Annotated in this window: 22 protein-coding genes; 18 read left to right on the top strand and 4 right to left on the bottom strand. The window is 47.2% G+C overall.

Annotated features, from left to right (window positions below; translation table 11 throughout):
• Positions 1-47 precede the first annotated feature (47 nt).
• The 18 genes from flgK (at position 48) to pseI (ending at position 19,819) form a co-directional block, all read left to right on the top strand.
• Complete coding sequence (gene flgK / locus ABC502_RS10685; RefSeq protein WP_330089142.1) at positions 48-2,069, top strand: flagellar hook-associated protein FlgK; 2,022 nt, start codon at positions 48-50, stop codon at positions 2,067-2,069.
• A 5-nt stretch (positions 2,070-2,074) separates the two neighbouring features.
• A complete protein-coding gene (gene flgL, locus ABC502_RS10680; protein ID WP_330089141.1) occupies positions 2,075-3,307 on the top strand; it encodes a flagellar hook-associated protein FlgL in 1,233 nt (410 codons plus the stop codon).
• Between the two features lie 168 nt (positions 3,308-3,475).
• Positions 3,476-4,300: a flagellin gene (locus ABC502_RS10675; RefSeq protein ID WP_330089140.1), complete on the top strand. Its 825-nt coding sequence runs from the start codon at positions 3,476-3,478 to the stop codon at positions 4,298-4,300.
• Between the two features lie 192 nt (positions 4,301-4,492).
• Complete coding sequence (locus ABC502_RS10670) at positions 4,493-5,317, top strand: flagellin (protein ID WP_330089139.1); 825 nt, start codon at positions 4,493-4,495, stop codon at positions 5,315-5,317.
• 115 nt (positions 5,318-5,432) lie between these two features.
• On the top strand, positions 5,433-6,257 hold the full coding sequence (locus ABC502_RS10665; RefSeq protein WP_345915883.1) for a flagellin: 825 nt from the start codon (positions 5,433-5,435) through the stop codon (positions 6,255-6,257).
• Between the two features lie 388 nt (positions 6,258-6,645).
• Positions 6,646-7,470 (top strand): flagellin, encoded by an 825-nt coding sequence (locus tag ABC502_RS10660; RefSeq protein ID WP_345915882.1) that lies wholly within the window; start codon positions 6,646-6,648, stop codon positions 7,468-7,470.
• Positions 7,471-7,535: 65 nt separating this feature from the next.
• Positions 7,536-7,934, top strand: coding sequence for a flagellar protein FlaG (locus tag ABC502_RS10655; protein WP_345915881.1), 399 nt, complete (start codon positions 7,536-7,538; stop codon positions 7,932-7,934).
• A 9-nt stretch (positions 7,935-7,943) separates the two neighbouring features.
• Positions 7,944-9,413, top strand: a complete 1,470-nt coding sequence (gene fliD, locus ABC502_RS10650) for a flagellar filament capping protein FliD (protein ID WP_330089135.1) — start codon at positions 7,944-7,946, stop codon at positions 9,411-9,413.
• An 11-nt stretch (positions 9,414-9,424) separates the two neighbouring features.
• Positions 9,425-9,856, top strand: a complete 432-nt coding sequence (fliS, locus tag ABC502_RS10645; RefSeq protein WP_330089134.1) for a flagellar export chaperone FliS — start codon at positions 9,425-9,427, stop codon at positions 9,854-9,856.
• A 3-nt stretch (positions 9,857-9,859) separates the two neighbouring features.
• Positions 9,860-10,162, top strand: coding sequence for a hypothetical protein (locus tag ABC502_RS10640; RefSeq protein ID WP_345915880.1), 303 nt, complete (start codon positions 9,860-9,862; stop codon positions 10,160-10,162).
• A gap of 18 nt (positions 10,163-10,180) precedes the next feature.
• Positions 10,181-12,979: a 6-hydroxymethylpterin diphosphokinase MptE-like protein gene (locus ABC502_RS10635; RefSeq protein ID WP_345915879.1), complete on the top strand. Its 2,799-nt coding sequence runs from the start codon at positions 10,181-10,183 to the stop codon at positions 12,977-12,979.
• A gap of 22 nt (positions 12,980-13,001) precedes the next feature.
• Entirely contained in the window at positions 13,002-14,387 is a 1,386-nt protein-coding gene (locus tag ABC502_RS10630; RefSeq protein ID WP_345915878.1) for a hypothetical protein, read from the top strand.
• The gene (gene pseF, locus ABC502_RS10625; RefSeq protein ID WP_345915877.1) at positions 14,384-15,082 is read left to right on the top strand and encodes a pseudaminic acid cytidylyltransferase; all 699 of its coding nucleotides are present in this window, start codon (positions 14,384-14,386) and stop codon (positions 15,080-15,082) included. The genes ABC502_RS10630 and pseF overlap by 4 nt, the downstream gene beginning before the upstream one ends.
• Complete coding sequence (locus tag ABC502_RS10620; protein WP_345915876.1) at positions 15,082-16,077, top strand: hypothetical protein; 996 nt, start codon at positions 15,082-15,084, stop codon at positions 16,075-16,077. The genes pseF and ABC502_RS10620 overlap by 1 nt, the downstream gene beginning before the upstream one ends.
• Positions 16,064-16,732, top strand: coding sequence for a class I SAM-dependent methyltransferase (locus ABC502_RS10615; RefSeq protein ID WP_345915875.1), 669 nt, complete (start codon positions 16,064-16,066; stop codon positions 16,730-16,732). The genes ABC502_RS10620 and ABC502_RS10615 overlap by 14 nt, the downstream gene beginning before the upstream one ends.
• Positions 16,725-17,420, top strand: a complete 696-nt coding sequence (locus tag ABC502_RS10610) for a WbqC family protein (RefSeq protein WP_345915874.1) — start codon at positions 16,725-16,727, stop codon at positions 17,418-17,420. The genes ABC502_RS10615 and ABC502_RS10610 overlap by 8 nt, the downstream gene beginning before the upstream one ends.
• Before the next feature lie 16 nt (positions 17,421-17,436).
• Complete coding sequence (locus ABC502_RS10605; protein ID WP_345915873.1) at positions 17,437-18,792, top strand: NAD(P)-binding protein; 1,356 nt, start codon at positions 17,437-17,439, stop codon at positions 18,790-18,792.
• On the top strand, positions 18,770-19,819 hold the full coding sequence (gene pseI / locus ABC502_RS10600; RefSeq protein ID WP_330089175.1) for a pseudaminic acid synthase: 1,050 nt from the start codon (positions 18,770-18,772) through the stop codon (positions 19,817-19,819). Before ABC502_RS10605 ends, pseI begins: the two co-directional genes overlap by 23 nt.
• A 24-nt stretch (positions 19,820-19,843) precedes the next feature.
• Here pseI and ABC502_RS10595 read toward each other — a convergent pair whose 3' ends face one another.
• The 4 genes from ABC502_RS10595 to pseB form a co-directional block, all read right to left on the bottom strand.
• The gene (locus ABC502_RS10595) at positions 19,844-20,338 is read right to left on the bottom strand and encodes an STAS domain-containing protein (RefSeq protein WP_330089125.1); all 495 of its coding nucleotides are present in this window, start codon (positions 20,336-20,338) and stop codon (positions 19,844-19,846) included.
• Complete coding sequence (locus tag ABC502_RS10590; protein ID WP_345915872.1) at positions 20,335-21,615, bottom strand: SpoIIE family protein phosphatase; 1,281 nt, start codon at positions 21,613-21,615, stop codon at positions 20,335-20,337. Before ABC502_RS10590 ends, ABC502_RS10595 begins: the two co-directional genes overlap by 4 nt.
• A gap of 190 nt (positions 21,616-21,805) precedes the next feature.
• A complete protein-coding gene (gene pseC, locus ABC502_RS10585) occupies positions 21,806-22,951 on the bottom strand; it encodes a UDP-4-amino-4,6-dideoxy-N-acetyl-beta-L-altrosamine transaminase (RefSeq protein WP_330128313.1) in 1,146 nt (381 codons plus the stop codon).
• On the bottom strand, positions 22,948-23,949 hold the full coding sequence (gene pseB / locus ABC502_RS10580) for a UDP-N-acetylglucosamine 4,6-dehydratase (inverting) (RefSeq protein ID WP_330089122.1): 1,002 nt from the start codon (positions 23,947-23,949) through the stop codon (positions 22,948-22,950). The genes pseC and pseB overlap by 4 nt, the downstream gene beginning before the upstream one ends.
• Positions 23,950-24,054: the final 105 nt, after the last annotated feature.

Here is a 24,054-nt window from a genome sequence, read left to right as displayed (position 1 = left end):
GATAACTTTGGTTGTCGGTGATTTCGTAGCTTAGGTGGGGTAGCAAGATGTCAGATAATTTACTCAGAATCGGGTCTTCTGCTGTGCTGGCCAGCAGCACCTTGCTGAATACCACCAGTAATAATATAGCCAACATCAATACCGAAGGCTATGTGCGGCAGCGCACTGAGTTTGAAGCACAAATTCTGGGCCTTGGGGTGGGCAAAGGCACCACGGAGCGGCTGGTTAATGAATTTACCTTAAAACAGCTTCGGCGTGATACTTCGGCTTATGCTTTTTCCCGGCAGTATCTGGATGAAGCCAACAGAGTGGATGCACTGTTTTCCAATCCTGCCAACAGCATTGCTACCGGCATGAATCAATTGTTTGATCAGTTTCAGATTGCCAATAATGATCCCACCACACTGGCGAACAGACAGCTGATTATCGGTAGTTCAGAAGCTTTACTGGATCGTTTTAACACCATGTCGACCTTGGTGCTTGATCAGGATCTGTTTATCAATCAGCAACTCGATATCTATGTTGCTGAAACCAATGGCTACATCAAACAGATTGCCCAGCTCAATAAAGAAATTGCCAGTTATGGTACTGGTGCCAGCCGTCCTATCCCATTGAACTTACTGGACAAACGTGACGAAGCCATTCGCAAGCTGTCTGAAATGGTAGAAATCCGTACCCTGGATGCCAAGAATGGCGAAAAGCTGGTGTTTATGTCGACGGGGCAGTCGCTGGTGGTAGAAAATGGTGACTTTTCCTTACTCGCTGCGCGGGGTAATCCGGATCCATCGCGCAAAGAATTGAAGTTACGTTATTCCGCCAACAGCAATGTGGTACTGGATATCAATACCAAGAAATTAGGTGGTAAAATTGGTGCTTTAATTGCTTTTCGTGAAGAGATACTGGATCCCACCCAGAATAAATTAGGCCAGGTGGCATTGTCACTGGCCGATGCGCTGAACGAGCAGAACAAGCTGGGCATGAACCTAAATGGTGAACTGGGCGGTCCGCTTTTTACTTTCCCCACCTTTAATGGCTTTCCCTATCAGGGCAACAGTGCAGGAGCCAGCTTAACGGGTACTGTTGAAGCCGGTCAGGGCAGTAAAATTCCACCGAATGACTTGCGTGTAACCATTCTCTCTGCCACCGAAGTTCAGGTGCAAGCGGTGGATGTAAAAGGAAATGTTATCGCTGGCTCTGAAGTGATTGCTACCGTGGCAGGTTTTCCGGCCACCATTAGCGCCGAAGATACGGCCGCTGGCGATCTCTATGGCTTTACGTTTGAAATTGATGGGGCAGTCGGGGATCAGTTCGAGTTTAAACCTTTAGCTACCGCCGCCAGACAAGTGGCTATGGCGACCACTCGGCCGGAAGACATTGCACTGGCTTCTCCGATCCGCATAGATCAAACGCTGGAGAATCTGGGCAATGGGAAAGTTGAAGGGTTGAAAATTACCAATACTACGCCTGCCACAGCACCGGATTATGGTTTTACCGCTCCTGGTGGTTTGGTGAATGGACCCTGGACAGTTACTTATCTGGGAGGTGATAGTTTTCAGATTGAAGACAGTGGTGGTGCTGTCATCGGTACCGCCAACTTTGGTTCAGCCAATTACCAGAATGTATTTGCGGAAATAGGACTGGATGTGGGGTTTGATTTCTCAATTACCGGCATTCCAAGTATTGGGGATACATTCACCATTGAGTACAACAGTGGTGGTTTTAATGATAACCGTAACGGGTTAATTCTTGCTGGTCTGCAAACGGATACCAGTACCACCCGGCTGAATGCACTGTCAACACCAGGTGGGGTAAACAGCGCCAGCTTTAATCAAACCTATGGCTCCATGGTCAGCTTGATAGGTGAACGCACCAACCAGGCGCGCAACAGTGAAGCGGCCAACGAGGCGTTATTGCAGCAAAGCCAGTTATGGTTTGAGTCGTTATCCGGTGTGAGTCTGGATGAAGAGGCTGCCAACCTGATCCGTTTTCAGCAAACCTATCAGGCTGCAACCCGTATTCTTTCAACCTCGCAAACTATTTTTGATACGCTGCTGGCGGCAGTGAGGTAAGCATTATGCGTATGTCTTTTAATATGAAGTTCAATCAGGGCTTAAATGGCGTCATCAATACCAATGCCAAGATGACACGAGCCCAGGAACAACTGACAAAGCAAACCCGCATCTTAACGCCTGCAGATGATCCCGCTGCTTCAGCTAAGGTGCTGGGCCTTGACCAAAACCTGGCCCAGACCGAGCAGTATCAGAACAACTCGATTTTGTTGAAAAATAATTTGGCTCTGCAGGAAACAGCTTTAACAAATATGCGTACTTCGATGGATAGAGCCAGGATCCTTACTGTTGCTGCCGGTAATGGTGCTTATGCCGATCAGGATCTGCGGGCTCTTTCGGCAGAGTTGCGCAATATTCAGGTAGAGCTGCTTGATCTAATGAATACACAGAACTCAGAAGGCGGTTATATTTTTGCAGGGTATCAGGATAAAAACATGCCTTATGTGTTTAATCCGGTGACTGAAAGTTTTGAGTTTCAGGGGGATGATGGGCAAAAGTCTTTACAATTATCCGCAACCATAGCATTGCCCGGCAATGACAGTGGCAAATTTGTCTTTGATGATATCAATGGCCGCTATAAGACTTCCGAGGCAGTGATCAGTGCCGGTGGAGCAACTTCAGCAGCTGTTACGGTTAGCAATCAGAGTCGCTTTGACCGTTTTTACCGCGAAAATTACGACAGCCTCAACCCGGCCAATAATGATTATAATGTGGTACTTACCGCGCCAGATCTGTACGAGATACAACGCAACGGTGCTTCTTTGGTGCCTCCGGTAACAGGAACTTTCCAGTCAGGACAATCCATTACATTTCAAGGGCTTGCCATTGATATTAACGGGCCTGCTGTGCCGGGGCAGGTTGATTTTTCATTGGAGGCTCCACGCAAGGTCAATATCCTGGACACACTGAGTGAGTTTATTCAGATTTTGGAAGATCCGAATATCAATCAGGCCATGTTGGATGAAGGTATACAGGATGCACTGGTGCAGATCACCAATGCGACAGATCGGGTGGATAATGTCATGGCCAATATCGGCGGTCGAGTCAATGTGCTGGACAGTGTGTTTGAGACCAATGAAGATCTGAAAATTAATAATAAGTCGTATCGGGCGGACTTATCGGAAGTGGATTATGCGAAAGCTTTAACGGAAATAACCAAGCAGGAAATTGCTCTGCAGGCGATTTCAGCTACCTTTACCAAGGTATCTGCGGTGTCTTTGTTTGATTTTATCCGCTAAAGACTTTATGCCGATAAATACGGTTTTGCATCTGTATTTAATGGCTAACTAAAAAAAACTGAAATTTCTCTAAACTTCTGTCTGTGGTTACCGATAAATAAGTATCTGAGTTGATGTTGTATGAAATGAGCAACATCAGGATACAGCGCCACAGGCAGGAGACTTACCATGTCACTTTACGTTAATACCAATACCTCATCACTGAACGCTCAGCGTCAGTTATTTAACTCCGGCAATGCACTGGATGTGGCCTTTAAGCGCTTGTCCTCAGGCTTTCGTATCAACAGCGCAGCTGATGATGCGGCGGGCTTGCAAATCTCGAATCGTCTGACCAGTCAAATCAATGGTCTGGACCAAGCTGCACGTAATGCCAACGACGGTATTTCACTGGCCCAGGTTGCTGAAGGGGCGATGGATGAAATTACCAATTCACTGCAGCGGATCCGGGTGCTGGCGATCCAGTCGCAAAACGGCATCAACAGCTCTGCTGACCGGGCCGCTTTGCAAAAAGAAGTCGAGCAGCTGAAACTGGAAATTAGCCGGATTGCCGATACCACGCAGTTTGGTGTTACCAAGTTGCTGGATGGCGGTTTTTCTGCCTCATTTTTGGTGGGCGCTAATGCAGGTCAAAATATCCGTATTACCTTATCCAGAACAGATGGTTACGGCACTACGGCGCTGGGGCTGGATGCACTGAGCGTATCCAGTGTAGGTGGCGCGTCAGCTGCTTTAGCCTTGCTGGACAGTGCTATCGGCATCATTGATGGCACCCGGGCAGATTTGGGTGCGATCCAAAACCGTTTCCAGGCGACCATTCGAAACCTGACCAATATCTCTGAAAACGTCTCTGGTGCCCGTAGCCGGATTCGGGATACCGACTTTGCCAAAGAAACGGCTGAGTTAACCCGGACGCAGATTTTGCAACAGACCAGTACCACGGTGTTGGCTCAGGCGAATCAGCGGCCTCAGGCAGCTTTGAGTCTGCTGCAGTAACACAGTTAACTATTATACTTTAAGCAGAAGCATCTAATGGTGCTTCTGCTTTTTATTGTTTAAGTATATATTTTACTTTAGATATCTATTTTTCCTTATTTTCTAAAGATTTTCCTTTGTTTACCGATATATAGGTTGTGAATAGTTTCACTTGATGTGGCTATGAGCGCCAACAGACACAGGAGAATCATCATGTCGTTATATGTCAATACCAATACATCCTCTTTGAACGCGCAGCGTCAATTGTTCAACTCCGGTAATTCACTGGATGTGGCCTTTAAGCGCTTGTCCTCAGGCTTTCGTATCAACAGCGCAGCTGATGATGCGGCGGGCTTGCAAATCTCGAATCGTTTAACCAGTCAAATCAATGGTCTGGATCAAGCTGCCCGTAATGCCAACGACGGTATTTCACTGGCACAGGTTGCTGAAGGGGCGATGGATGAGATTACCAATTCACTGCAGCGGATCCGGGTGCTGGCGATCCAGTCGCAAAACGGCATCAACAGCTCTGCTGACCGGGCCGCTTTGCAAAAAGAAGTCGAGCAGCTGAAACTGGAAATTAGCCGGATTGCCGATACCACGCAGTTTGGTGTTACCAAGTTGCTGGATGGCGGTTTTTCTGCCTCATTTTTGGTGGGCGCTAATGCAGGTCAAAATATCCGTATTACCTTATCCAGAACAGATGGTTACGGCACTACGGCGCTGGGGCTGGATGCACTGAGCGTATCCAGTGTAGGTGGCGCGTCAGCTGCTTTAGCCTTGCTGGACAGTGCTATCGGCATCATTGATGGCACCCGGGCAGATTTGGGTGCGATCCAAAACCGTTTCCAGGCGACCATTCGAAACCTGACCAATATCTCTGAAAACGTCTCTGGTGCCCGTAGCCGGATTCGGGATACCGACTTTGCCAAAGAAACGGCTGAGTTAACCCGGACGCAGATTTTGCAACAGACCAGTACCACGGTGTTGGCCCAGGCGAATCAACGGCCTCAGGCAGCTTTGAGTCTGCTGCAGTAATAGCAAGTAATGGCTTGGGAATGGAGAGGCTTTGTTTTAAAGCTCTCCAGCAAGCCACTGCATTCTGGTGCGTACACAGATGCACTGACGATGAGTTTTATACAGGGGTTAAGCAATGGCTTTGGTGGTGAACTCCAATCAATCTTCGCTTAGTTCGCAGCGATTGTTGAGCAATGCAACTTCAGGGTTAAATGCAACCTTTGAGAAGCTTAGCTCTGGCTATCGTATTAATCGGGCAGCCGATGATGCGGCAGGGCTGGTGATCAGTGGCCGGTTAACGAATCAGGTGTCAGGTCTTAATCAGGCTGTACGCAATGCTACTGATGCAATTTCTTTGGTGCAGGTCACCGATGGAGCAATGGAAGAAGCCACTCATTCACTTCACCGGATGAGGGTCTTAGCAATACAGGCAGATAATGGTGTGAATTCTGAAGCTGATTTAGAAGCCTTGCAGCAAGAGTTTGATCAGTTACGCCAGGCTATCAACTCAATTGCACAAAAGTCCGAGTTTGCAGGGATCCGCTTGTTGGATGGAAGTGCAGGTACTTTGGAGTTTATGATTGGTGCTAATGCCGGACAGAAGTTAAGTATTGAGCTTGGCGCCAGCTATCAAACCGATGCAGCTGGCCTAAACCTGGATGGCCTCAGTCTTGTGAATGACAGCACGGAGGATGTGTTAAATGGAATTGATGCTGCATTAATGCAGCTTGACCAAGCCAGAACAGATTATGGCGCTATCCAGAATGCTCTCTTCTCTACGATAAAAAACTTAAGCAATATCAGTGAGAATGTGTCTGCATCCCGCAGCCGCATTAAAGATACTGATTATGCGAAAGAAACGACTGAGCTGACACGAGTTCAGATTATCCAGGAGAGCAGCACAGCTGTGCTAGCGCAGGCAAATCAGAGACCGCAGGCCGCATTGACTGTATTGGCTTAAGCTAGCAGCAGGTGGTTTGGCAGAGAGATAAATTACAAAAAGCACCATTGATTGCAGTCAGGCCGTGCTTACTAATCAAGTCCTTGGCAAGGTATTTTTAGCGTTTTGGAGTGACTCTATCCTTGCTCTCTATTATTAGCCACCTTGCAAGGTGGTTTTTCTTTTTAAGCACTAAGGCCAGGTATTTTAAGGCTTGGAGCCTTGCCGTTAAAAAAAATAATTTTTTTTCTAAAGTTCTTATCACTGTCGCCGATAACTAGGTTAAGCCAAGTTGCAGCTTGGCTCAATTCACGGAACGTAGGTAGTGAATTACCGAAACCGTTTAGTAAAACAAATAGTTGAAGGCGACCAGGTTTTGCAGAACCTTGCCTGAACTAAGGAGTGACTCATGGCTTTATACGTAAACACCAATACTTCATCGCTGAATGCTCAGCGTCAGTTGTTTAATTCAGGCAATAACCTGGACGTTGCATTTAAGCGTCTGTCTTCAGGCTTTCGGATCAACAGCGCTGCAGATGATGCGGCCGGCTTGCAGATTTCGAATCGCCTGACCAGCCAAATCAATGGTCTGGACCAGGCAGCTCGTAACGCTAATGATGGTATTTCGGTAGCGCAAGTGGCAGAAGGTGCGATGGATGAAATTACCAACGCACTGCAGCGGATCCGTACCTTGGCCATTCAATCGCAGAACGGTATCAACAGTTCTGCCGACCGTAATGCGCTGCAAAAAGAAGTGACCGCATTGCTCACGGAAATCAGCCGTATTGCTGAAGTAACACAGTTTGGTACCCAGAATTTGCTGGATGGCACCTACTCAGCTTCATTTTTGGTGGGCGCCAATGCGGGACAGAATATCCGTATTACGCTATCAAGATCTGATGGCTACGGTGTCACATCTTTAGGTTTGGATAGTTTAAGTGTGTCAACTACCGGTGGTGCATCCGCTGCCCTGGCTATTCTTGACAGTGCAATCGGTGTCATTGATGGCACCCGGGCAGATTTGGGTGCGATCCAAAATCGTTTTCAAGCAACCATTCGTAACTTAACGAATATCTCTGAAAACGTCTCTGGTGCACGTAGCCGGATCCGGGATACCGATTTTGCGCGTGAAACCGCAGAGTTGACACGGCAGCAGATTTTGCAGCAAACCAGTACTACAGTATTGGCCCAGGCAAACCAGCGTCCACAGGCAGCTTTGTCGTTATTAGGTTAAACTAATAACATGCGGTGGTGAAAACTTCTTAAGTTTTCACCCTGCGTGCCGATAAGGAGTCTGATATGAGCAGTATGACCTTAAACAGCTCATCGGTAACCAGCTCCATACTGCCCGTTGCAAGTGCGGAGATTCGTTCGAAAACAGAGAATGAGTCAAAGCAAGCTGAGCCTTTGATGCCGCTTGAGCCGGTTAAGGCAAGCAAGTCGGAGTCAGTCGCTCGCAATGAACTGGACGAAGCAGTTGAAGTGATGAACAATGCTGTTGCCATTCAAAAGCGCTCATTAAGCTTTTCGATTGATGATGCGTCTGGTCGCGAAGTCATTAAAGTAGTTGATTTCAAAACCTCTGAGCTTATTCGGCAAATTCCGTCGGAGGAGCTGTTAAAAGTGGCACAGGATGTGAAGAGGTTACAGCAAGAAATGGGACGCTCCATCGGGTTACTGGTGGATAGCAAAGTGTAGAGGTGATTTATGTCGCAAATTAATTTTTTAGGTTCAGCATCAGGTTTGCCGTTAGAGGAACTAGTAAGTACTCTGGTTAAGGTGGAGCGTGATAGCAAGCTGGGCCGTATTAATAAGACAAAATCAACTCTCGAAGCCTCGTTGTCAGGAGTGGGCCGACTGAAGTCGGCTCTCTCTTCATTCCAGACCGCTGTAAAAGCTTTAGGCGGCAACAATCTGAATGCCAGGGTTGCAACTATTACCCAGCCTACCGAAAACAAAACCTACCTGGAGGCTAGCGCCAGTAACAATGCAGTGCCTGGTAGTTTTGATGTGAAAGTAAATCAACTGGCTGCTGGTAGTCGCTTTGAAAGTGCTGATGGCGCTTTCGCTTCTGCCAGTGATGTAGTAAGTACCAGCGATGGTATTCTGACGTTTACGGCCGATGGTAAAAGCTTCGATGTGGAAGTCACCGCAGGCATGACGTTGAATCAGCTACGCCAAAAAATAAATGCCTCCAGCGATAACTTTGGGGTCAATGTGAACCTTATCAATGCTGGCGGTGCGGTTGGCACCAAGCTGGTGGTGAGCTCAAACGTGACTGGTGAAGGCAACGATTTACAGGTTACCAATAACAATGCAGAGCTGGATGCCATCTCGACAGTTCCGACCGGTGGCAGCCCAGGCTTAACCGCCGTCCAGATTGCGCAGGATGCTGAGATCGAAATTGATGGTATTAAAGCAACCAGCAGCAGCAATGTTTTTAGCAATGTGATTCAGGATGTCACTTTAACTGCGCGTGCGGTGACTCCCGACAACAACAATGCAGCCTTAAGCATCAGTACTGACAAAGATGCCGCAGAAGAAAAAATAAATGCTTTCATTACCAGCTACAACGAGCTGGTTGATCAAATCAATGCCTTAACAAAGCACAGAACTCTGGGAGCGGACGGTAAAACGGTGACCGCTCAGGGAGGTCCTTTATCCGGTGATCCTTTGCCGCGAACTATGATGGCCCAGTTGCGCGGTATACTTGGATCTGCCTTTGAAGGTGCGGATGATAGTCTATCCACTTTGTACAGTATGGGTATCACATTTAACAGTGATGGCAAACTTGAAATTTCTTCATCAACCGAGTTTGGCGGAGATTCCGGGCGAGTGCGTTTTAATCGTGCCCTTGATGAGAATTACGATGCGATTGCTTCCTTATTTGGAGGAGACAATGGCCTAAGTGAGAGTCTGGACAAATTCATTACTCAGTTTTCCCAAGCTGGCGGAATAATTGCAAGCAAAGAAAACTCTTTGCGGCTACAAATTGATAAAAATGCGAAAGATCTTGAAGCTGCAAATCGGTATATGCAAAGTTACGAGCAAACCTTGCGAAGCCGTTATACTGCACTGGATGGCTTATTAGGATCCATGCAGAATATGGCTTCGACTGTGACGGCTCAGTTGGCTAATTTACCTGGGTTTAAAACTCAGACACGAAACCAGAATTAGAGGAGTCCGTTATGAGTTACGGTATTAAGGCTTACAAATCAGTTGGTATCAAAGATGACTTGGCGGTTGCCGATCCGCATCGGGTCATTCAATTATTAATGCAAGGTGCATTGGAAAACATGGCAAAAGCCAAAGGTTGCATTGAGCGGCAGGATTATGCTGGTAAATCAGCTACGTTATCAAAAGCCATCAGCATTATTTCTGCGTTGCAAGGTTCGCTTGATATGAGCGCCGGTGACATTTCAGATAACTTGTATGCGTTGTACGACTTTATGTTAAATCACTTGATCCTGGCCAGCCGCGAGAAAAGCAGCGAAAAAGTGGATGAGGTGGTTGAGTTGTTATTAACGATAAAAGGGGCCTGGGATCAAATTCCTGTCGCAGATAGAGAAAAAGGCTATGAGTTGCAGGCCCAGAGGCAACAAATTGCCGTTGGTAGTTAAAACATGTCATCTCTTGAAGCCAGGAAAGCACAGGCGCAAATTTTTCAGGCTCAGATAAAGGCTTTGCTGCAGGAAGAAAAGGAAGCCGAGCCTCAACTGCAAAAGCTCCTTGCCGACTGGCATGCATTGCTAGGGCAACCAGCGGTTGAGCCGCTGGATGACTACTCTCAGTATTTACAGCAAAACCTTGACTATCTCCGCGAGATGATGACAATCATCAATCAGCAACGTTCGACCATTGGTGCGGAGTTACTCTCCATTCAAAAGGGTAAGAAAGCGAAGCAAAGTTATGGCCATAACTCCTAAATAATACTCAGGAACCTTATGCTAAAGTATATAAACCATCAGGTTTGTGTGGATGAAGATAAACAAAAAGCAATTGAAAAAAGTGTATCGGTAGAAATCCAGCAACGATACAAGCAAAATATTTCAGCATTTAACCACTATATACCGACTATCCCGCAACTCATTGCATCTCATACATCCCAGCGCTTCTCCATTTTTGGCACCCTTGCAGAGCAAATTAATATGGTTGACTTTAGCACGGGAAGAACCTGGTATGGCACAACCCCAAAGCAGGAAATGCGCGACGAGGTGCGGTCCTTTTTAGCCGCAGCGCCTTATTTAGATTTTCATTCCAATGCTTTGAACGATCACTGGCCGACTGAGCCGCTCCAGCACCAGGCTGAAGCCATTGTTATGTTTGGTCTGGGGCTTGGGTATCAGTTGGAATACCTGCTTGAACAGCTTGAGCTGAAATATCTGGTTGTTTATGAACCTTCATTGGATGTGGTGCAATGCTCATTGCAGGCGGTTGATTGGCTACGTATTTTGCAGGTTGCGGAGAAGAACGGGACTCAGCTTTTTTTGCAATTTGATAATGATGGTAGCACTTTACCGGAAGATCTGGCCGAGCTGATCCCCCTTTTGAGTGGTGATAAAGTCTATATTTACCGGCACTATTTTCATCCGGTAATGGACGAAGTGATGCATTTTGCATTTGGCCACAGCGCTCAGCCTGATCATTTGACCAATAAGTATCAGGTATTTTTGCCCGATACTGCTTTGTTCAATAACCTGCCTGAGCATAACCATAGCAACCTGGGAAATTTTGCCTCATCAGATTACACCAATCCATCCTTATTGGAAAAAAACCTGGCAGCATTGGAGGAGTATTATCCTCATGTATTTAAAGAAATATCCAGTTATAAGGCCATCAATTGGCGTTTGGTAAAAGATGATCGCGATCAAACGAACTTGCTGCATTGCCGGCGTAATGCCCTGTTTTATGATGATGCAAAGCAAGAATCTGAATTTCTGGTTGATGCATTTGAGAAAAACCCATTCAGGGATGATGTTATTCTGGGGCAGAAGGTTACCAAAAAACTAAGTCACTACATTCACTTTACTGCGGTTGAAAAAGCACAGCCTGTTATTCGGAATATTATGACTGGCTCCAGCGCTTTGCCTGATGACATTGAATCCATGATTATTTTTGGCATCGGTCTTGGGCTGCATATAGAGCAATTATGTGATTCGCATAGCATTACAAATTTGTATGTTTGTGAGCCGAATCTCGACTTTTTCCTTGCAAGTCTTCATGTAATTGATTGGTCTGACATCATTCAAAAAGCGGATGTATCCAATCGGCGTATTTACTTTAATCTTGGTGGTGATGGTTCAAATTATTTTTACGATTTGATGGCTCAGTTCTATCAGGTCGGTGCTTATTCTATCGCTAATACGTATTTATTGAGTTCTTACTTTGATCCGGATATGCAAAAATCCATTTCTAACTTACGCTCAGAACTACGTGTTGTGCTGGCATTGGGGGAGTACTACGATCATGCCAGGTATGGTATTTCACACACTTATAACAGCTTAAAGCAGCAGCATAAGTTTTTGAAGTTCCATGCCGACGACTACTCGCGCGCATCACTTTTAACCAAGCCGGTGTTTATTATTGGTAATGGACCTAGTCTTGATGATGCCATTGAGTACATCCAGCTCTACCGGCAGCAGGTAGTATTGATAAGTTGTGGTACAGCCTTGAAATCATTGCATTCCCGGGGGATAAAGCCTGATTTTCATGCGGAGATTGAGCAAAACAAGTCAACCTTCTATTGGATAAGCCAGGTTAATGATCCAGAGTATTTAAAATCAATCAGGCTTATCAGTGTCAATGGCATTCACCCTGATACGGCAGCTTTGTTTAAAGATGTCTTGCTGTGTTTTAAATCAGGAGAGTCGTCAACCTTATTATTTCAATCAACGATTGAGAAAGGGGGCTATAAAATTATGCCCCTGAGCTATGCATACCCTACGGTGAGCAACCTGGTGGTGAACTTTGTCTTACAAGCTGGTTTCAGGTATTTGTACTTGTTTGGTGTTGACCTGGGCTATGCTGATTTAAATTATCATCACTCAAAGTTATCTTCTTACTATAAATCGGACGGAACCGAGTTGTATAACTACAAAGAGACGCATGGTGGAGGTATGCCGGTAAAAGGTAACTTCTTACCTTATGTGTTCACTAAGCCAGAGTTTGATGTATCCCGAAAATTAATCGAGCAGGCGATTGCAAAAACAAGCAATAAAATTGAGGTGTATAACTGCAGTAATGGCGTAGCAATTGATGGTGCTGTCCCTTTACGCTATGAATCCATTTTGCTTGGTACTGATTTTGTTCGTGATACGGAGATTGAGGATTTTATTGCAAACGCCTTTTTTGCTGATTTAAGCCCTTTTGCAGATAGCGTTTTTTCATCCATTGATACTTTAAGCCTCTCAGAAAGTGTTTTCGAATGGCTGGCTTTTTTTGAGCAGCCAATAGAGTCACTGGAAGACGCCCGGCGCTTTGTTGAAGAGCAGTGGCGCTTTTTACGCAGTAAAATTCCGGATAGGAAAAACCTGATATTTTACTTGTTCTATGGTAGCGCCAATTACTTTAGTGGTGTGCTCACCAAAATCTTAGCGTCAGCTTCCTCCGACGAAGCAGAGTGTTTGCAGGCATTCAAAACCATTTGTACGATTTGGCAGGAGAGTATCTTGCAGGGGCATGACAGCTTTCTTGAACAACCACTGAAGTTTGATGATGTCGATGTATCCCATTACTTCCAATAACCCTTCACACAGGTAGCAGAGTATGAGTTATCAGCTCGGAGCCAGAGCAAATGGCGTGAAACAAAATATTGCATTAATTAATTTGCATCTGGACAAGAGTGCTCGTTCAGCAATTGATGTTGGTTGCAACGAGGGGGTGATTACTGCCCAGTTGGATGCTTTAGGCCTGGCCGCGGTTGGGTTTGAAGCCGATGCCGGGTATGCGGATACTGCCCGGCAGTTCCAACAGCAAAACTTTAGTAGCGCTGAGATCAGCCAGCATGCACTTACCCTTGATGATTTGAAAGCCTTGCCTGAGGTAGATGTTGTTTTGTTTTTATCCGTTAATCAGCAACTTGCAAAGCTGTTTTCTACCTCGTATTCGGAAGCATTTTTTGTTCAGCTGTTTGAAAAAGCAAGCCTGCAATTATTCTTTCAGCCCTGCTTGATCCATGAGAAGTATGGTTCTGCACAGGGTTTCACTGAGAATGATGCGCTATCTGCCAAAGAATACTATGACAATTTACTGTATGAAAAAGGTTTTTTATTTACCAGCCAACTGGTAGGTTTGTCTGAGAACAACTTACCGGTCAGTGAGCCTTTCCGGCCGCTGATTGTGTACCACAAAAAGGGCTCGGTATCGACACCACTCAAAAGGCCGCAGCTTTCCGATAGTACTCAGAGTATCCGCAGCTCAGTCAGTAAATTGTGCCATATCCCATTGGACGCCGCCGTCGGCAGCAAGGATTTGCAACGCTATGCACCAGGCGTAGGTTGGCACCGTTTTACTGCGACAGCGACTTTCATTTTTGAGTGTATACAAAGCTCTCGGCCTATTAATTACCGGGAAGCGCCTTTGTACCAGTATTATCAATCGTGTCAGCCAACATGCTTTGGCGATCTTTGGCAGCAACTAGGCTATACCGCAGATATTGGTGTTTTATCACAGATGCCACTTGATCGTTATGTCAGTTGGTTGCCCTGGTTTGATAGCTCCGACAGCATCGAAGACATGCAAGCCGGGCAAAGTAAAGCTGCCTTGATCCCGGATTGGGATAGCCATGCGTTTGGACCACAAAGCGATGCTCAAGTGCTGGCCGAGTTAAAACGGCTCCGAAATCTGGTTATGGTTATCAGCCAGGAAGGCTATACTCCGGAGTTAAAACCGGATGGGTACATCCGGGGTTATGTCTTGAAGCATCAGCAGGATGCCCGCTTTGTGGTTACGGCAGGCCAACACAGACTGGCTGTGATGGCTGCATTAGGCTTCAAATCAGCCATGGTTAAGTTTCAGCCGGGCTATGAGCGGGTTATCGATAGCAGTGAAGTGCAAAGTTGGCCATTGGTAAAGAGTGGCGTCTATACTGAGGAGCAAGCGCTGGCAATTTTTCATGGGGTTTTTGAGGCAACTGGCTCTGGCATGTTATGACAATTGCAATTATACCTGCGCGAGGGGGCAGTAAGCGGATACCGCGGAAGAATGTCCGGCTTTTTGCCGGCCACCCAATGATTAGCTGGCCATTGAGAATGGCACTCGCCTCTGGTTTATTTAAGCGCGTACTGGTAAGTACCGATGATGCTGAAATTGCCAGTGTTGCACGCGAAGAAGGGGCCGAGGTTCCGTTTATCCGGCCCGATAGCCTGGCTCATGATATGGCGGCAACGGTGCCGGTGATTCAGCATGCCATCAGTGAATTGCGCTTGCCCGGCCACGAACTTATTTGTTGCCTTTACCCGACGGCAGTGTTTACGACAGCAGATGATCTGCGAGAAGCAGTCCAGCAGCTTCAGGCAACTTCTGCTGATTTTGTCATGCCCGTTACCGCCTATACCTATCCTTTATCCAGAGCACTGAGCCTTGATCCTACCGGCCGTCTTGCGATGAAGGCACCTGAATATTTGAACAGCCGAACTCAGGACTGTGATAGCTATTATCATGATGTGGGACAATTTTATCTTGGGACTGCAGCAGCCTGGATGTCCGAGAAGCCGTTTTATGAGCAGATGGTTCAAGGGATGACCATTCCACGTTATCGTGCGCATGATATTGATACGCCGGACGATTGGCAATTGGCTGAAGTATTGTTCAGGCATTTGCCTGGTTTGATGAAAACTGTGAAGTGATGGCATACCAGACTGACTGTGTGTTCCTGCTATGCGATGCCGATGCGACCAGTGGCATGGGGCATTTTTTGCGTTGTGCCGCGCTGGCCAAAGCACTGCAGCGCCGTGAGCGAGATGTGGTATTCATTGGCAGCTATCATCAAACCGCCCGGCAGTTTGCCGCAGCCTTCCAGCTAGTGTTACAGCACACGCAGCTTAGCATTTGTCAACGAGCCGCTACTCTGGCTCCAGGAAGCCAGGTGGTGGTTGACAGTTATCACTACCAGCCATCAGAGTTACCTGAACATCATCATTACGTGGTACTGGATGATTTTTGTTTGCATGAGTCCTACCCAGTGGCAGGCGTGCTTAACTTTACTCTGGCTGCTCCCAGGTTTGATTATCGAAGCAAAGGCGCTAGGTCGCAGGCCCTGGGGCTCAGTTATTATTTACCACACCCCTCGTTTCCGGGCTCTGGCCCACTGCAGAAAAGCATGCCTCCACACAAAGTACTGCTATTGATTGGTAGTGGCGATTGCTACGACATAGCACCGAAACTTGTGGCTGCTTTGCATCAGTTGGATGCGACGCTGAAAATCCGTATCCTGGGGTTACGCCATCAGGGTGACGGTGTCTGTCCAAATGTAGAATGGTTGCCAGCAAGCTCTGATATTTATCAGCATTATGCCTGGGCAGATTTTTGCATCACCAGTGGTGGGCTGGCAAAGTATGAGTGTGCCTATCTGGGGTGTCCGGCTGCAGTGATCTCACTGACTGCTGGCGAATTGCAAGAAACCATGCAGTTTAGCCAGGCAGGTTTGTGTTTTAATCTTGGGCATGCATCTGAGTTAAAACCCGATAAACTTCTGACAGAACTGGCCGATATAGTCTATTCAGAGACCATGCATGCCGATGCGAGAAAAGCCTGTAATCAGGTATTTTCCTCCGGCTCGGCAGAAAGAGCGGCGAAATTTGTAGTGCAATGTTTAGGTGAGTGTACTGATGCCACAGAATGACATACAGCAGCAATTGCTGCAGATATCCGATCATTACAATGCCCTTGCCAAGGCACATGGCTATTCACATCATGCGGTTCAGCAAAGCAGCGTAGAAACGCAGGAGCGACGCTTTCAGGTTTTGCTGGAGGGCTTTCCTGAGTTTCAGCATAAAAAAATACTCGATTTTGGTTGTGGTGCCGGCCACCTGCTTGGCTTACTTAAGCGCGTAGGTTTTGCTGGGGAGTACGTGGGTTATGATCTATCGGCAGAGTTGTTAAAGCTTGCGCGGGAGAATCATCCGGAGGGGCGTTTTGAGCTGAGGAACATATTGCAGGAACGCATACCAGAGCGCTTTGATTTGGTCTTTATCAGCGGTGTTTTTAACAATGACATCACCTGCAACCAAAGCTTTCTGCAGGATATACTTCGGCTATTGTTTGCGGTTACGGACGAAGGACTGGCTTTTAACTGCCTGAGTCACTATGTTGATTACAAAGCGGAGGGGCTTTATTACTTTAATCCAGCGGAGGTATTTGTTTTTTGTAAGGAAGAGCTTACGCCGATGGTGAGTTTAAGGCATGATTATGAAATTAAAGCTGGAGTGGTGCCTTTTGAGTTCAGTTGTTACCTAAAACAAACTGCCCACACACCTCGTAAAGGCAATTATGACTAAAATTGCCATCAGCCAACCCACTTACTTGCCATGGTTAGGGTATTTCCAGCAAATAGCCCAGGTAGATTGCTTTGTTTTTCTTGATAATGTGCAGTTTGAAAAGCAATCCTGGCAGTCTAGAAACCGTATCAAAGATCATCAGGATAATGTGATTTGGCTGTCTGTGCCTGTTGCCCGGCATGCGCTGGATGCTCCTATCATGGACATCGCGCTGGCCAATCAGCGCATCAACTGGCAGCGTAAACATCTAAACTCCGTTAAAACCTATTTGGCTAAAACACCGTACCTGGCGGAGGTGGTGGAGCTTATTGAGCCGGTTTTTAACACGCCTTACGACAGGCTTGCGGATTTAAACATTGCTCTTATTCGTTCCGTTTGCCGGCGTTTGGGGCTTGAGACCCCTTTACTAAAAGCATCGGAGCTTGGTGTATCCGGCCAAAAAGCTGATTTATTGTTAGCTATTCTTCAGCAACTGAATGCTGACAGCTACCTCGCTAATCAAGGCTCGCGTGTTTACCTTGAGCAAGAACGGGCACGATTTGCTGCCCAGGGTATTCAGCTTTGTTATCAAAACTGGGAACATCCAATGTATCACCAGAAAGGCCAGCAATTTATCAGTCATTTGGCTTGGCTGGATGCCATTTGTTACCTCGGATTTGATGCGCACCGGTTGCAGCTTATTACTTAATGCAAGGCAGGCTTTTATGAAAGATCTGGACTATCTGATTGTTGGCGCCGGTATTTCCGGCCTTACTGCCGCATTAACAATTCTGTCGTATAAGCCCGGTAGCACCGTTGTGCTGGTGGATAGTGGTACAGAGCCCGGCGGGCTGTTGCGCTCAGAGACGTTTGCCGGGCAGCAGTTTGATTTGGGCACCCATATCCCTGAGATGACTTCGGATGAGGACTTGAACAAGCTGTTGTTTCCTCAACAAATTTGTCGGAGTTGGCATCAATTAACTGCATTGAAAGTAGGGAACTATTTCAATGGTATGCTGAATGAACGTTCACAGTTCCCGGATATCAGCTCACAAGGGGAGATTGCAAAAACGGTGCTGGCAGAGTTGCTGCAAACCAGTGATAGGACTTCCGTGGCCGGCGATCTAAAGCACTATGCTGAGCACTGTTATGGTTCGACCATTAGCACCCAGGTACTGGCCCCATTGATGGCGAAGTTTTGCAATAAGGCACTGGCTGAATTGTCTCCGCAGGCGCTGAAGTATTATGGCCTAAGCCGCTTAATTTGTGGTGATCGCCAGCAAAGCATCAACCTAAAAAAAATCAATCATTTGGATGCTGTACTTGCCTATAGCGATGATCGTGAAAAGCCACGTGATAGCCGCTGGTATTATCCGGATCAGCAGCAAGGTATTGGCCAGTGGATTAAGCTGTTGCAGCAACAGATAACGCAGCAGGGAGGTCAGTGTCTTTTTTCCAGCCGCATTCAAAAAGTTGAGCGACAGCAGTCGATGCACCAGGTAAGTTTTCATGATGGTAAGGTCTTGCAGGCCAGGCAGGTCATTTGGACAGTACCGGTCTACTTGGGGCTGCAAGGAGTGCAGCAACAACGACCTGAAAGCCGCGCAATAAGTATCTTTCATTTTCATAGCACAGAGACTCCGCTGGCGAAATGTCACTATCTGTATTGTTATGAGCCTGCATTACAGAGCTACCGGATCACCCTGTACAATAATCTGCAGGGATCCGAAGCAACAGCCAGTAATCGATGCAGTGTGGAAGTGATCCATGATGTTGGGGCGCAACCTGCTGCTGATTGCATCGCCAAAGAGCTCAAAGCGATGGGCGTGTTTGCCGATCGGGCCACGATGCACCACCTTGGCACCAGCGAGATCAAAGCCGGTTTTCCAATTCCGCTGGCAGGGAGTGAAGAACAACGATTGCAGTTATTTGAAGGCGTGAAAACAGCAAATCCATCCATCGAATTTATCGGCCGAGCCAAGCCTGCTTTATTCTTTATGACGGATGTGTTGATGGATGCCTATCAAGCAGCAAAACAGCTGGTAACAAAAGGAGTAGCTGATGAAAAGAATGAGCATTAATGGTAGAGAGATTTCTACCGATCATCCACCCTATGTTATTGCAGAGCTGTCGGCAAATCACAATGGCAGTCTGGAGCGTGCGAAGCAGCTCATTTTGGCGGCGCAGCAGGCCGGGGCGGATGCGGTGAAATTACAGAGCTATCGGGCTGACACCATTACTCTGAATGCTCGGACGGAAGACTTTATGATCCGTGGCGGGTTATGGGATGGCCAGAATCTTTACGAGTTGTATCAGCAAGCTCAGCTACCCTGGGAGTGGCATCAGCCACTGTTTGATTATGCCCGCCAGTTGGGCATCACGATTTTTAGTTCTCCGTTTGATTCAACTGCGGTAGATTTGCTGGAGCAGTTGAATGCACCTGCATACAAAGTGGCTTCTTTTGAGGCGGTGGATCTACCTTTAATCCGCTATATTGCCGCGACAGGCAAGCCAATGATTATTTCTACCGGAATGGCAACGGAGGCTGAAATTGAAGAGGCCATTACTGCCGCCCGGGAAGGTGGTTGCCAGCAGTTGGCAATTTTGCACTGCATCAGTGGTTATCCGGCACCAGCATCCGATTACAACTTACGAACCATGGCGGATATGCAACAGCGCTTTAAGGTACAGGTTGGTTTGTCGGATCATACCATTGATAATGTTACAGCCATCACCAGCGTAGCAATGGGGGCGACGATTATTGAAAAACATTTTACCTTGGATAGAGCCGGTGGTGGTGCCGATGATAGTTTTTCGTTAGAGCCGGCTGATTTAGCCGCTTTGTGCCGGGATGTAAAAACATCATGGCAAGCTCTGGGCCAGGTAAGTTACGCCAGGCAAAGCAGTGAGCAGGGTAATGCAAAGTTTCGTCGCTCGCTCTATTTTGTCGAAGATCTTGCCGCTGGTACTGTGTTGGCACCGCAGCATATTCGTAGTGTGCGGCCGGGCTTTGGCCTGGCTCCAAAGTACCTGGAACAACTGCTTGGTAAAACGCTGCGTAAAGCTGCCGTGAAAAATACGCCAACCAGTTGGGAGCACTTCACATAATGTCAGATGCGGCTTGGTTCCGCATTAAGACAGCTGTTTTCTCAACAGCTCCACCACAGGTTTAAATTCCTGCCGATTTTTATCGCTTAAATCCAGCAGTGCTTCATGAGCCCTGAGAATCATTTTGCCTTTATGGTCATCGCTGTGTTGCTCAACCTGCACTGGCGTCAGGTCGATAGCCTGATTGGTCGGATGTTCAGCAAAATCAAATACTGTTTCCAGGCAAAGCCCTTTTAATAACTGATTGACTTCAGTATTAGTAGAGAACAATATCGGTTTTGGTAACTGATGCTGTTGGCAATGCCGTGCCAGACTGGCCAGCAAGCCAATGTGTGTGCTATCGATAAAGGTTACGTCATTCAAGTCAACCACTACCTGTGCGCAGGCTGGTTGCTCTTGCTCAAATAACTGCTCAATCAGGTCATCCATACCAGTAGCATTGGTGTATCTGAGTTCGCCGCTTAGTTTGAAATAACAGTGTTCTTGCAGACAAGCGAACAGGATTTGCTCGGTGTTCATGGTTGGTCTCCATAACAACTGATTCTGAGCATGGTTAAATCATCCGGTAATCCCTGGTTGGGATCAATGTGCAAGTTCGTTAATAACTGATGGAGGCTTTTGGTTCCCTGATGTTGGAGTAACTTCAGTTTTTGCTCCGTGTTGTCTCCAGGTAGAACATCGAGCAAACCATCGGAGCAGAGTTGCATGGCCATACCCGGTTTAAAATCGATGCAATCGGTTTGGTAGTTGACGGCTTCAAACATGCCTGCTGGGGTGCTTTTGAGCTCCAGCCAACGGATTGCCCCTGATGTTTCCTGAAGTAAAGGCCAGGGAAAGGCTCCTGCATTAGCAAAGAGCAGTTGTTGATTCTGTCGGTTCAGTACGCCATAAAACAGAGCAATGTATTTGCCAATAGCCTCTTTGAGTAGCTCGCTATTGAGCTCATGCAGCAAGGCTGCGGGCTCTAATATCAGTCTGGACTGCTGCAGCTTGAAACGCTCAAGCAAGGAGCTGATAAAGCGCTTTAAATAAACGGTGACAAAAGCGGAGGCAACACCATGGCCAGAGACATCGGCAATATAAAAGCCGCAGTGGATATCATCAATAACAAAGTAATCTACAAAGTCGCCACTCATGAAGTCGGATGGGTAGAGCAGATGTTCAAACTGGTAAGGCATCCAAGCCATCTGTTTGGGTGGCAATAATTTGAACTGTACTTGCTTACCGGCTTTTTCCCCGGCTTCAAGCTCGTGCAGTGACTGCTTTAATTGTGCCAGAGCCGATTCAAGCTCCTGGGTTCGGGCTGCGACTTTAGCTTCCAGAGTTTCGTTCAGTTGCTCCAGTTGGGTAATTGCCAGATATGAGCGCAGTGCAGAAGTAATGGTCGTAGTTAAACGCTGAACGGTTAGTTCGGTTTTGGAGCGATAATCATTGATATCATACTCTTGCACCACTTGCTGCTCTGGTGCCTGGCCGGGTTGACCTGTACGCAGAATGATCCTGACCTGATGGTTATTCAGTTGCTCACGAATAAAACGGACCAGGGTCAAACCGGCATCGTCCGTTTCCATGACGACATCCAGTAAAATCAGTGCGATGTCCTGATACTGTTCCAACTTTGTTTTGGCTTCAGCTGCATTATAGGCACTTATAAAGTTAAGCTTTCGGTGTTGAAAACTATAATCGCGCAGTGCCATGGTGGTGACATGGTGCATCTCCGGCTCATCGTCGACAATGAGTATGGTCCAATAGCCTTGTTGCTCGGTTTCAGCTTCATCCTCAACCAAAAAGTCCATGGGTGTATCATCTAAAGCGGATGTCAAATGTGCATCAGATAGCTGTACCACCTTCAAACCTCCAGCTGAAATGTAAGAGGGGCTTTAAAGTTGCCATTGCTCAGTTCTGTTTGGATGTTGCTACCTTATAACGATAACAGATGCCAGGCCATAGCGCGAGGTCTGGCCCCAACAGGGGCGAAGGTGATCGTTATAACCATGCGCTCAGCTGCTCACGGATAAAGTCTTGCTGTTGCTCGGTCAGCTCAGGGTAGAGCGGCAGGCTGATAATACGCTCGTAAAAATCCTCAGCGATTGGAAAGTCTCCCCAATCAAAACCAAGTTGCTGATAGTATGGTTGGGTATGGATAGGAATATAATGCACATTCACACCAATACCTGCTTGGCGCAAACCTTCAAAGACGGCTTTGCGTTTGGCTTTATCGTGTAGCCGGATAATAAACAAATGATAGCTGCTTAAGATGTTCTCTGGTTGAGCAGGGCAATCGAGTGGTAAGCCAGCTAATAATTGCTGATAACGTCGGGCCAAGTGCTGACGTCGCGCAATGATGTTTGCTAAACGAGTACTTTGACTAAGCCCCAATGCGGCCTGTAAGTCGGTCATGCGGTAGTTGTAGCCCAGTTGCAGCTGTTGGTAGTACCAGGGACCATGAGCTGGCTCGGTCATTTGACTTTCTTCGCGCGTAATGCCATGGCTGCGCAGCAGTTGCATTTGTTGGGCAAGCTCCGGCTGATTGGTTAGCGCCATACCGCCTTCGGCAGTGGTAATGATTTTGACCGGATGAAAGCTAAATACGGTAATATCGCTGTACTGACAACAGCCTACCGCCTGGCCCAGGTACTGGCCGCCAACAGCGTGGGAGGCATCTTCGATAATCCGAAAATCAAATTCAGCACTCAGGTGACGCAGTTGCTGCATATCGCAGCTTAAGCCTGCAAGATGCACGGCAATCACCACATTCGGCAGGGCATCTTTGGCTCTGGCCTGTTCCAGTTTCGTGCGCAGTGCCTGAATACATACATTGCCGGTTTCAGCTTCAACATCAACAAAATCAATCTGAGCGCCACAGTAGCGCGCTGCATTGGCCGAAGCCACAAAGCTGATAGGGGAAGTCCAGACCCGGCTGGCAGAATTGACACCCAAAGCAAGGCATGCCAGATGCAGCGCAGAGGTGGCACTGTTCATGGCAATAGCATGGCTGGCACCGGTTAAGCTGCACAGGCGCTGTTCAAAGGCAGGTACAGCAGGCCCCTGAGTTAGATAATCGCTTTGCAGCACTTGCAAAACGGCGTCAATATCGGCCTGGTTGATGTGCTGTCGACCATAGGGGATCATTGCATGGCTTCCAGATTAAATTGCAGGATTTCCTCCGGGCTTAAAAAATGCGGATTGGTACTGGATGCGTACTCAAAGCCGGGCTCTACCAAAGTACCCTGTTCATTCAATGCATTCACATCAAAGCTATTTTTCCGGTTAAAAAAGCGAATGGAGGGTGCAATGACAAAGTGATCGGAAAATTCGTAAGTATGGTAGGAGTTTTCACCGGGGCACATCACTTCATGCAGCTTCTCGCCAGGACGGATACCCACTTCTTTGATGGGCATGCTTGGTGCCATGGCTTTGGCTAAATCCATAATGCGAATGGATGGGATCTTAGGTACGAAAATTTCGCCACCCAGCATGCGCTCAAAGTTTTTCAGCACAAAATCAACCCCTTGTTGCAGGGTTATCCAGAATCGGGTCATTTCCACATGCGTAACTGGCAGGTGATCGTGGCTTTTCTCTATCAAATTCTGGAAAAAGGGCACCACAGAGCCGCGTGAGCCAACCACATTGCCATAGCGCACCACCGAAAAACGCGGTCGGCTGCCGCCAGCGATGTTATTACCAGCAACAAAGAGTTTATCCGATGCCAGTTTGGTAGCGCCATAGAGGTTCACCGGGTTGGCGGCTTTATCGGTGGAAAGAGCAATCACTTTTTCGACATTGGCATCAATAGCGGCATTGATCACATTTTCAGCCCCATTGATGTTGGTTTTAATGCATTCCATTGGGTTGTATTCCGCAGCAGGCACTTGTTTTAGTGCTGCGGCATGAATGACGAAATCTACTCCACGCATGGCTCGTAATAAGCGCTCGGCATCCCGTACATCACCAATAAAATAGCGCATACAGTCTTGATGAAAAACCTGCTGCATCTCGTACTGCTTTAGCTCATCGCGCGAATAGATGATGATTTTTTTTGGCTTGTAGCGAGCCAGTAAGGTCTGGGTATATTTGTGACCAAAAGAGCCGGTACCACCGGTGATTAGGATTGTTTTGCCATCAAACATGGAGTGAACCTCTGCTGTGTCACACTTAACTGTTTGAACATAGCATAAATTGTGCCGATAGCGCAGGGGATTTAAAACTCTCTGGTTGCAAAGTAGCCAGGCAGA

The sequence above is a fragment of the Alkalimonas sp. NCh-2 genome (assembly GCF_039631345.1).
GTDB classification, from domain to species: domain Bacteria; phylum Pseudomonadota; class Gammaproteobacteria; order Enterobacterales; family Alteromonadaceae; genus Alkalimonas; species Alkalimonas mucilaginosa.
The sequence above is the reverse complement of the archived record's forward strand: the minus strand, read 5'-3'. Positions and strand labels throughout refer to the sequence as shown.

What these genes read in the sequence shown, in the direction of transcription:
- flgK (WP_330089142.1), top strand. Translation starts at nt 48, where the DNA reads ATGTCAGATAATTTACTCAGAATCGGGTCTTCTGCTGTGCTGGCCAGC.
- flgL (WP_330089141.1), top strand. Translation starts at nt 2,075, where the DNA reads ATGCGTATGTCTTTTAATATGAAGTTCAATCAGGGCTTAAATGGCGTC.
- ABC502_RS10675 (WP_330089140.1), top strand. Translation starts at nt 3,476, where the DNA reads ATGTCACTTTACGTTAATACCAATACCTCATCACTGAACGCTCAGCGT.
- ABC502_RS10670 (WP_330089139.1), top strand. Translation starts at nt 4,493, where the DNA reads ATGTCGTTATATGTCAATACCAATACATCCTCTTTGAACGCGCAGCGT.
- ABC502_RS10665 (WP_345915883.1), top strand. Translation starts at nt 5,433, where the DNA reads ATGGCTTTGGTGGTGAACTCCAATCAATCTTCGCTTAGTTCGCAGCGA.
- ABC502_RS10660 (WP_345915882.1), top strand. Translation starts at nt 6,646, where the DNA reads ATGGCTTTATACGTAAACACCAATACTTCATCGCTGAATGCTCAGCGT.
- ABC502_RS10655 (WP_345915881.1), top strand. Translation starts at nt 7,536, where the DNA reads ATGAGCAGTATGACCTTAAACAGCTCATCGGTAACCAGCTCCATACTG.
- fliD (WP_330089135.1), top strand. Translation starts at nt 7,944, where the DNA reads ATGTCGCAAATTAATTTTTTAGGTTCAGCATCAGGTTTGCCGTTAGAG.
- fliS (WP_330089134.1), top strand. Translation starts at nt 9,425, where the DNA reads ATGAGTTACGGTATTAAGGCTTACAAATCAGTTGGTATCAAAGATGAC.
- ABC502_RS10640 (WP_345915880.1), top strand. Translation starts at nt 9,860, where the DNA reads ATGTCATCTCTTGAAGCCAGGAAAGCACAGGCGCAAATTTTTCAGGCT.
- ABC502_RS10635 (WP_345915879.1), top strand. Translation starts at nt 10,181, where the DNA reads ATGCTAAAGTATATAAACCATCAGGTTTGTGTGGATGAAGATAAACAA.
- ABC502_RS10630 (WP_345915878.1), top strand. Translation starts at nt 13,002, where the DNA reads ATGAGTTATCAGCTCGGAGCCAGAGCAAATGGCGTGAAACAAAATATT.
- pseF (WP_345915877.1), top strand. Translation starts at nt 14,384, where the DNA reads ATGACAATTGCAATTATACCTGCGCGAGGGGGCAGTAAGCGGATACCG.
- ABC502_RS10620 (WP_345915876.1), top strand. Translation starts at nt 15,082, where the DNA reads ATGGCATACCAGACTGACTGTGTGTTCCTGCTATGCGATGCCGATGCG.
- ABC502_RS10615 (WP_345915875.1), top strand. Translation starts at nt 16,064, where the DNA reads ATGCCACAGAATGACATACAGCAGCAATTGCTGCAGATATCCGATCAT.
- ABC502_RS10610 (WP_345915874.1), top strand. Translation starts at nt 16,725, where the DNA reads ATGACTAAAATTGCCATCAGCCAACCCACTTACTTGCCATGGTTAGGG.
- ABC502_RS10605 (WP_345915873.1), top strand. Translation starts at nt 17,437, where the DNA reads ATGAAAGATCTGGACTATCTGATTGTTGGCGCCGGTATTTCCGGCCTT.
- ABC502_RS10595 (WP_330089125.1), bottom strand. Translation starts at nt 20,338, where the DNA reads ATGAACACCGAGCAAATCCTGTTCGCTTGTCTGCAAGAACACTGTTAT.
- ABC502_RS10590 (WP_345915872.1), bottom strand. Translation starts at nt 21,615, where the DNA reads ATGGACTTTTTGGTTGAGGATGAAGCTGAAACCGAGCAACAAGGCTAT.
- pseC (WP_330128313.1), bottom strand. Translation starts at nt 22,951, where the DNA reads ATGATCCCCTATGGTCGACAGCACATCAACCAGGCCGATATTGACGCC.
- pseB (WP_330089122.1), bottom strand. Translation starts at nt 23,949, where the DNA reads ATGTTTGATGGCAAAACAATCCTAATCACCGGTGGTACCGGCTCTTTT.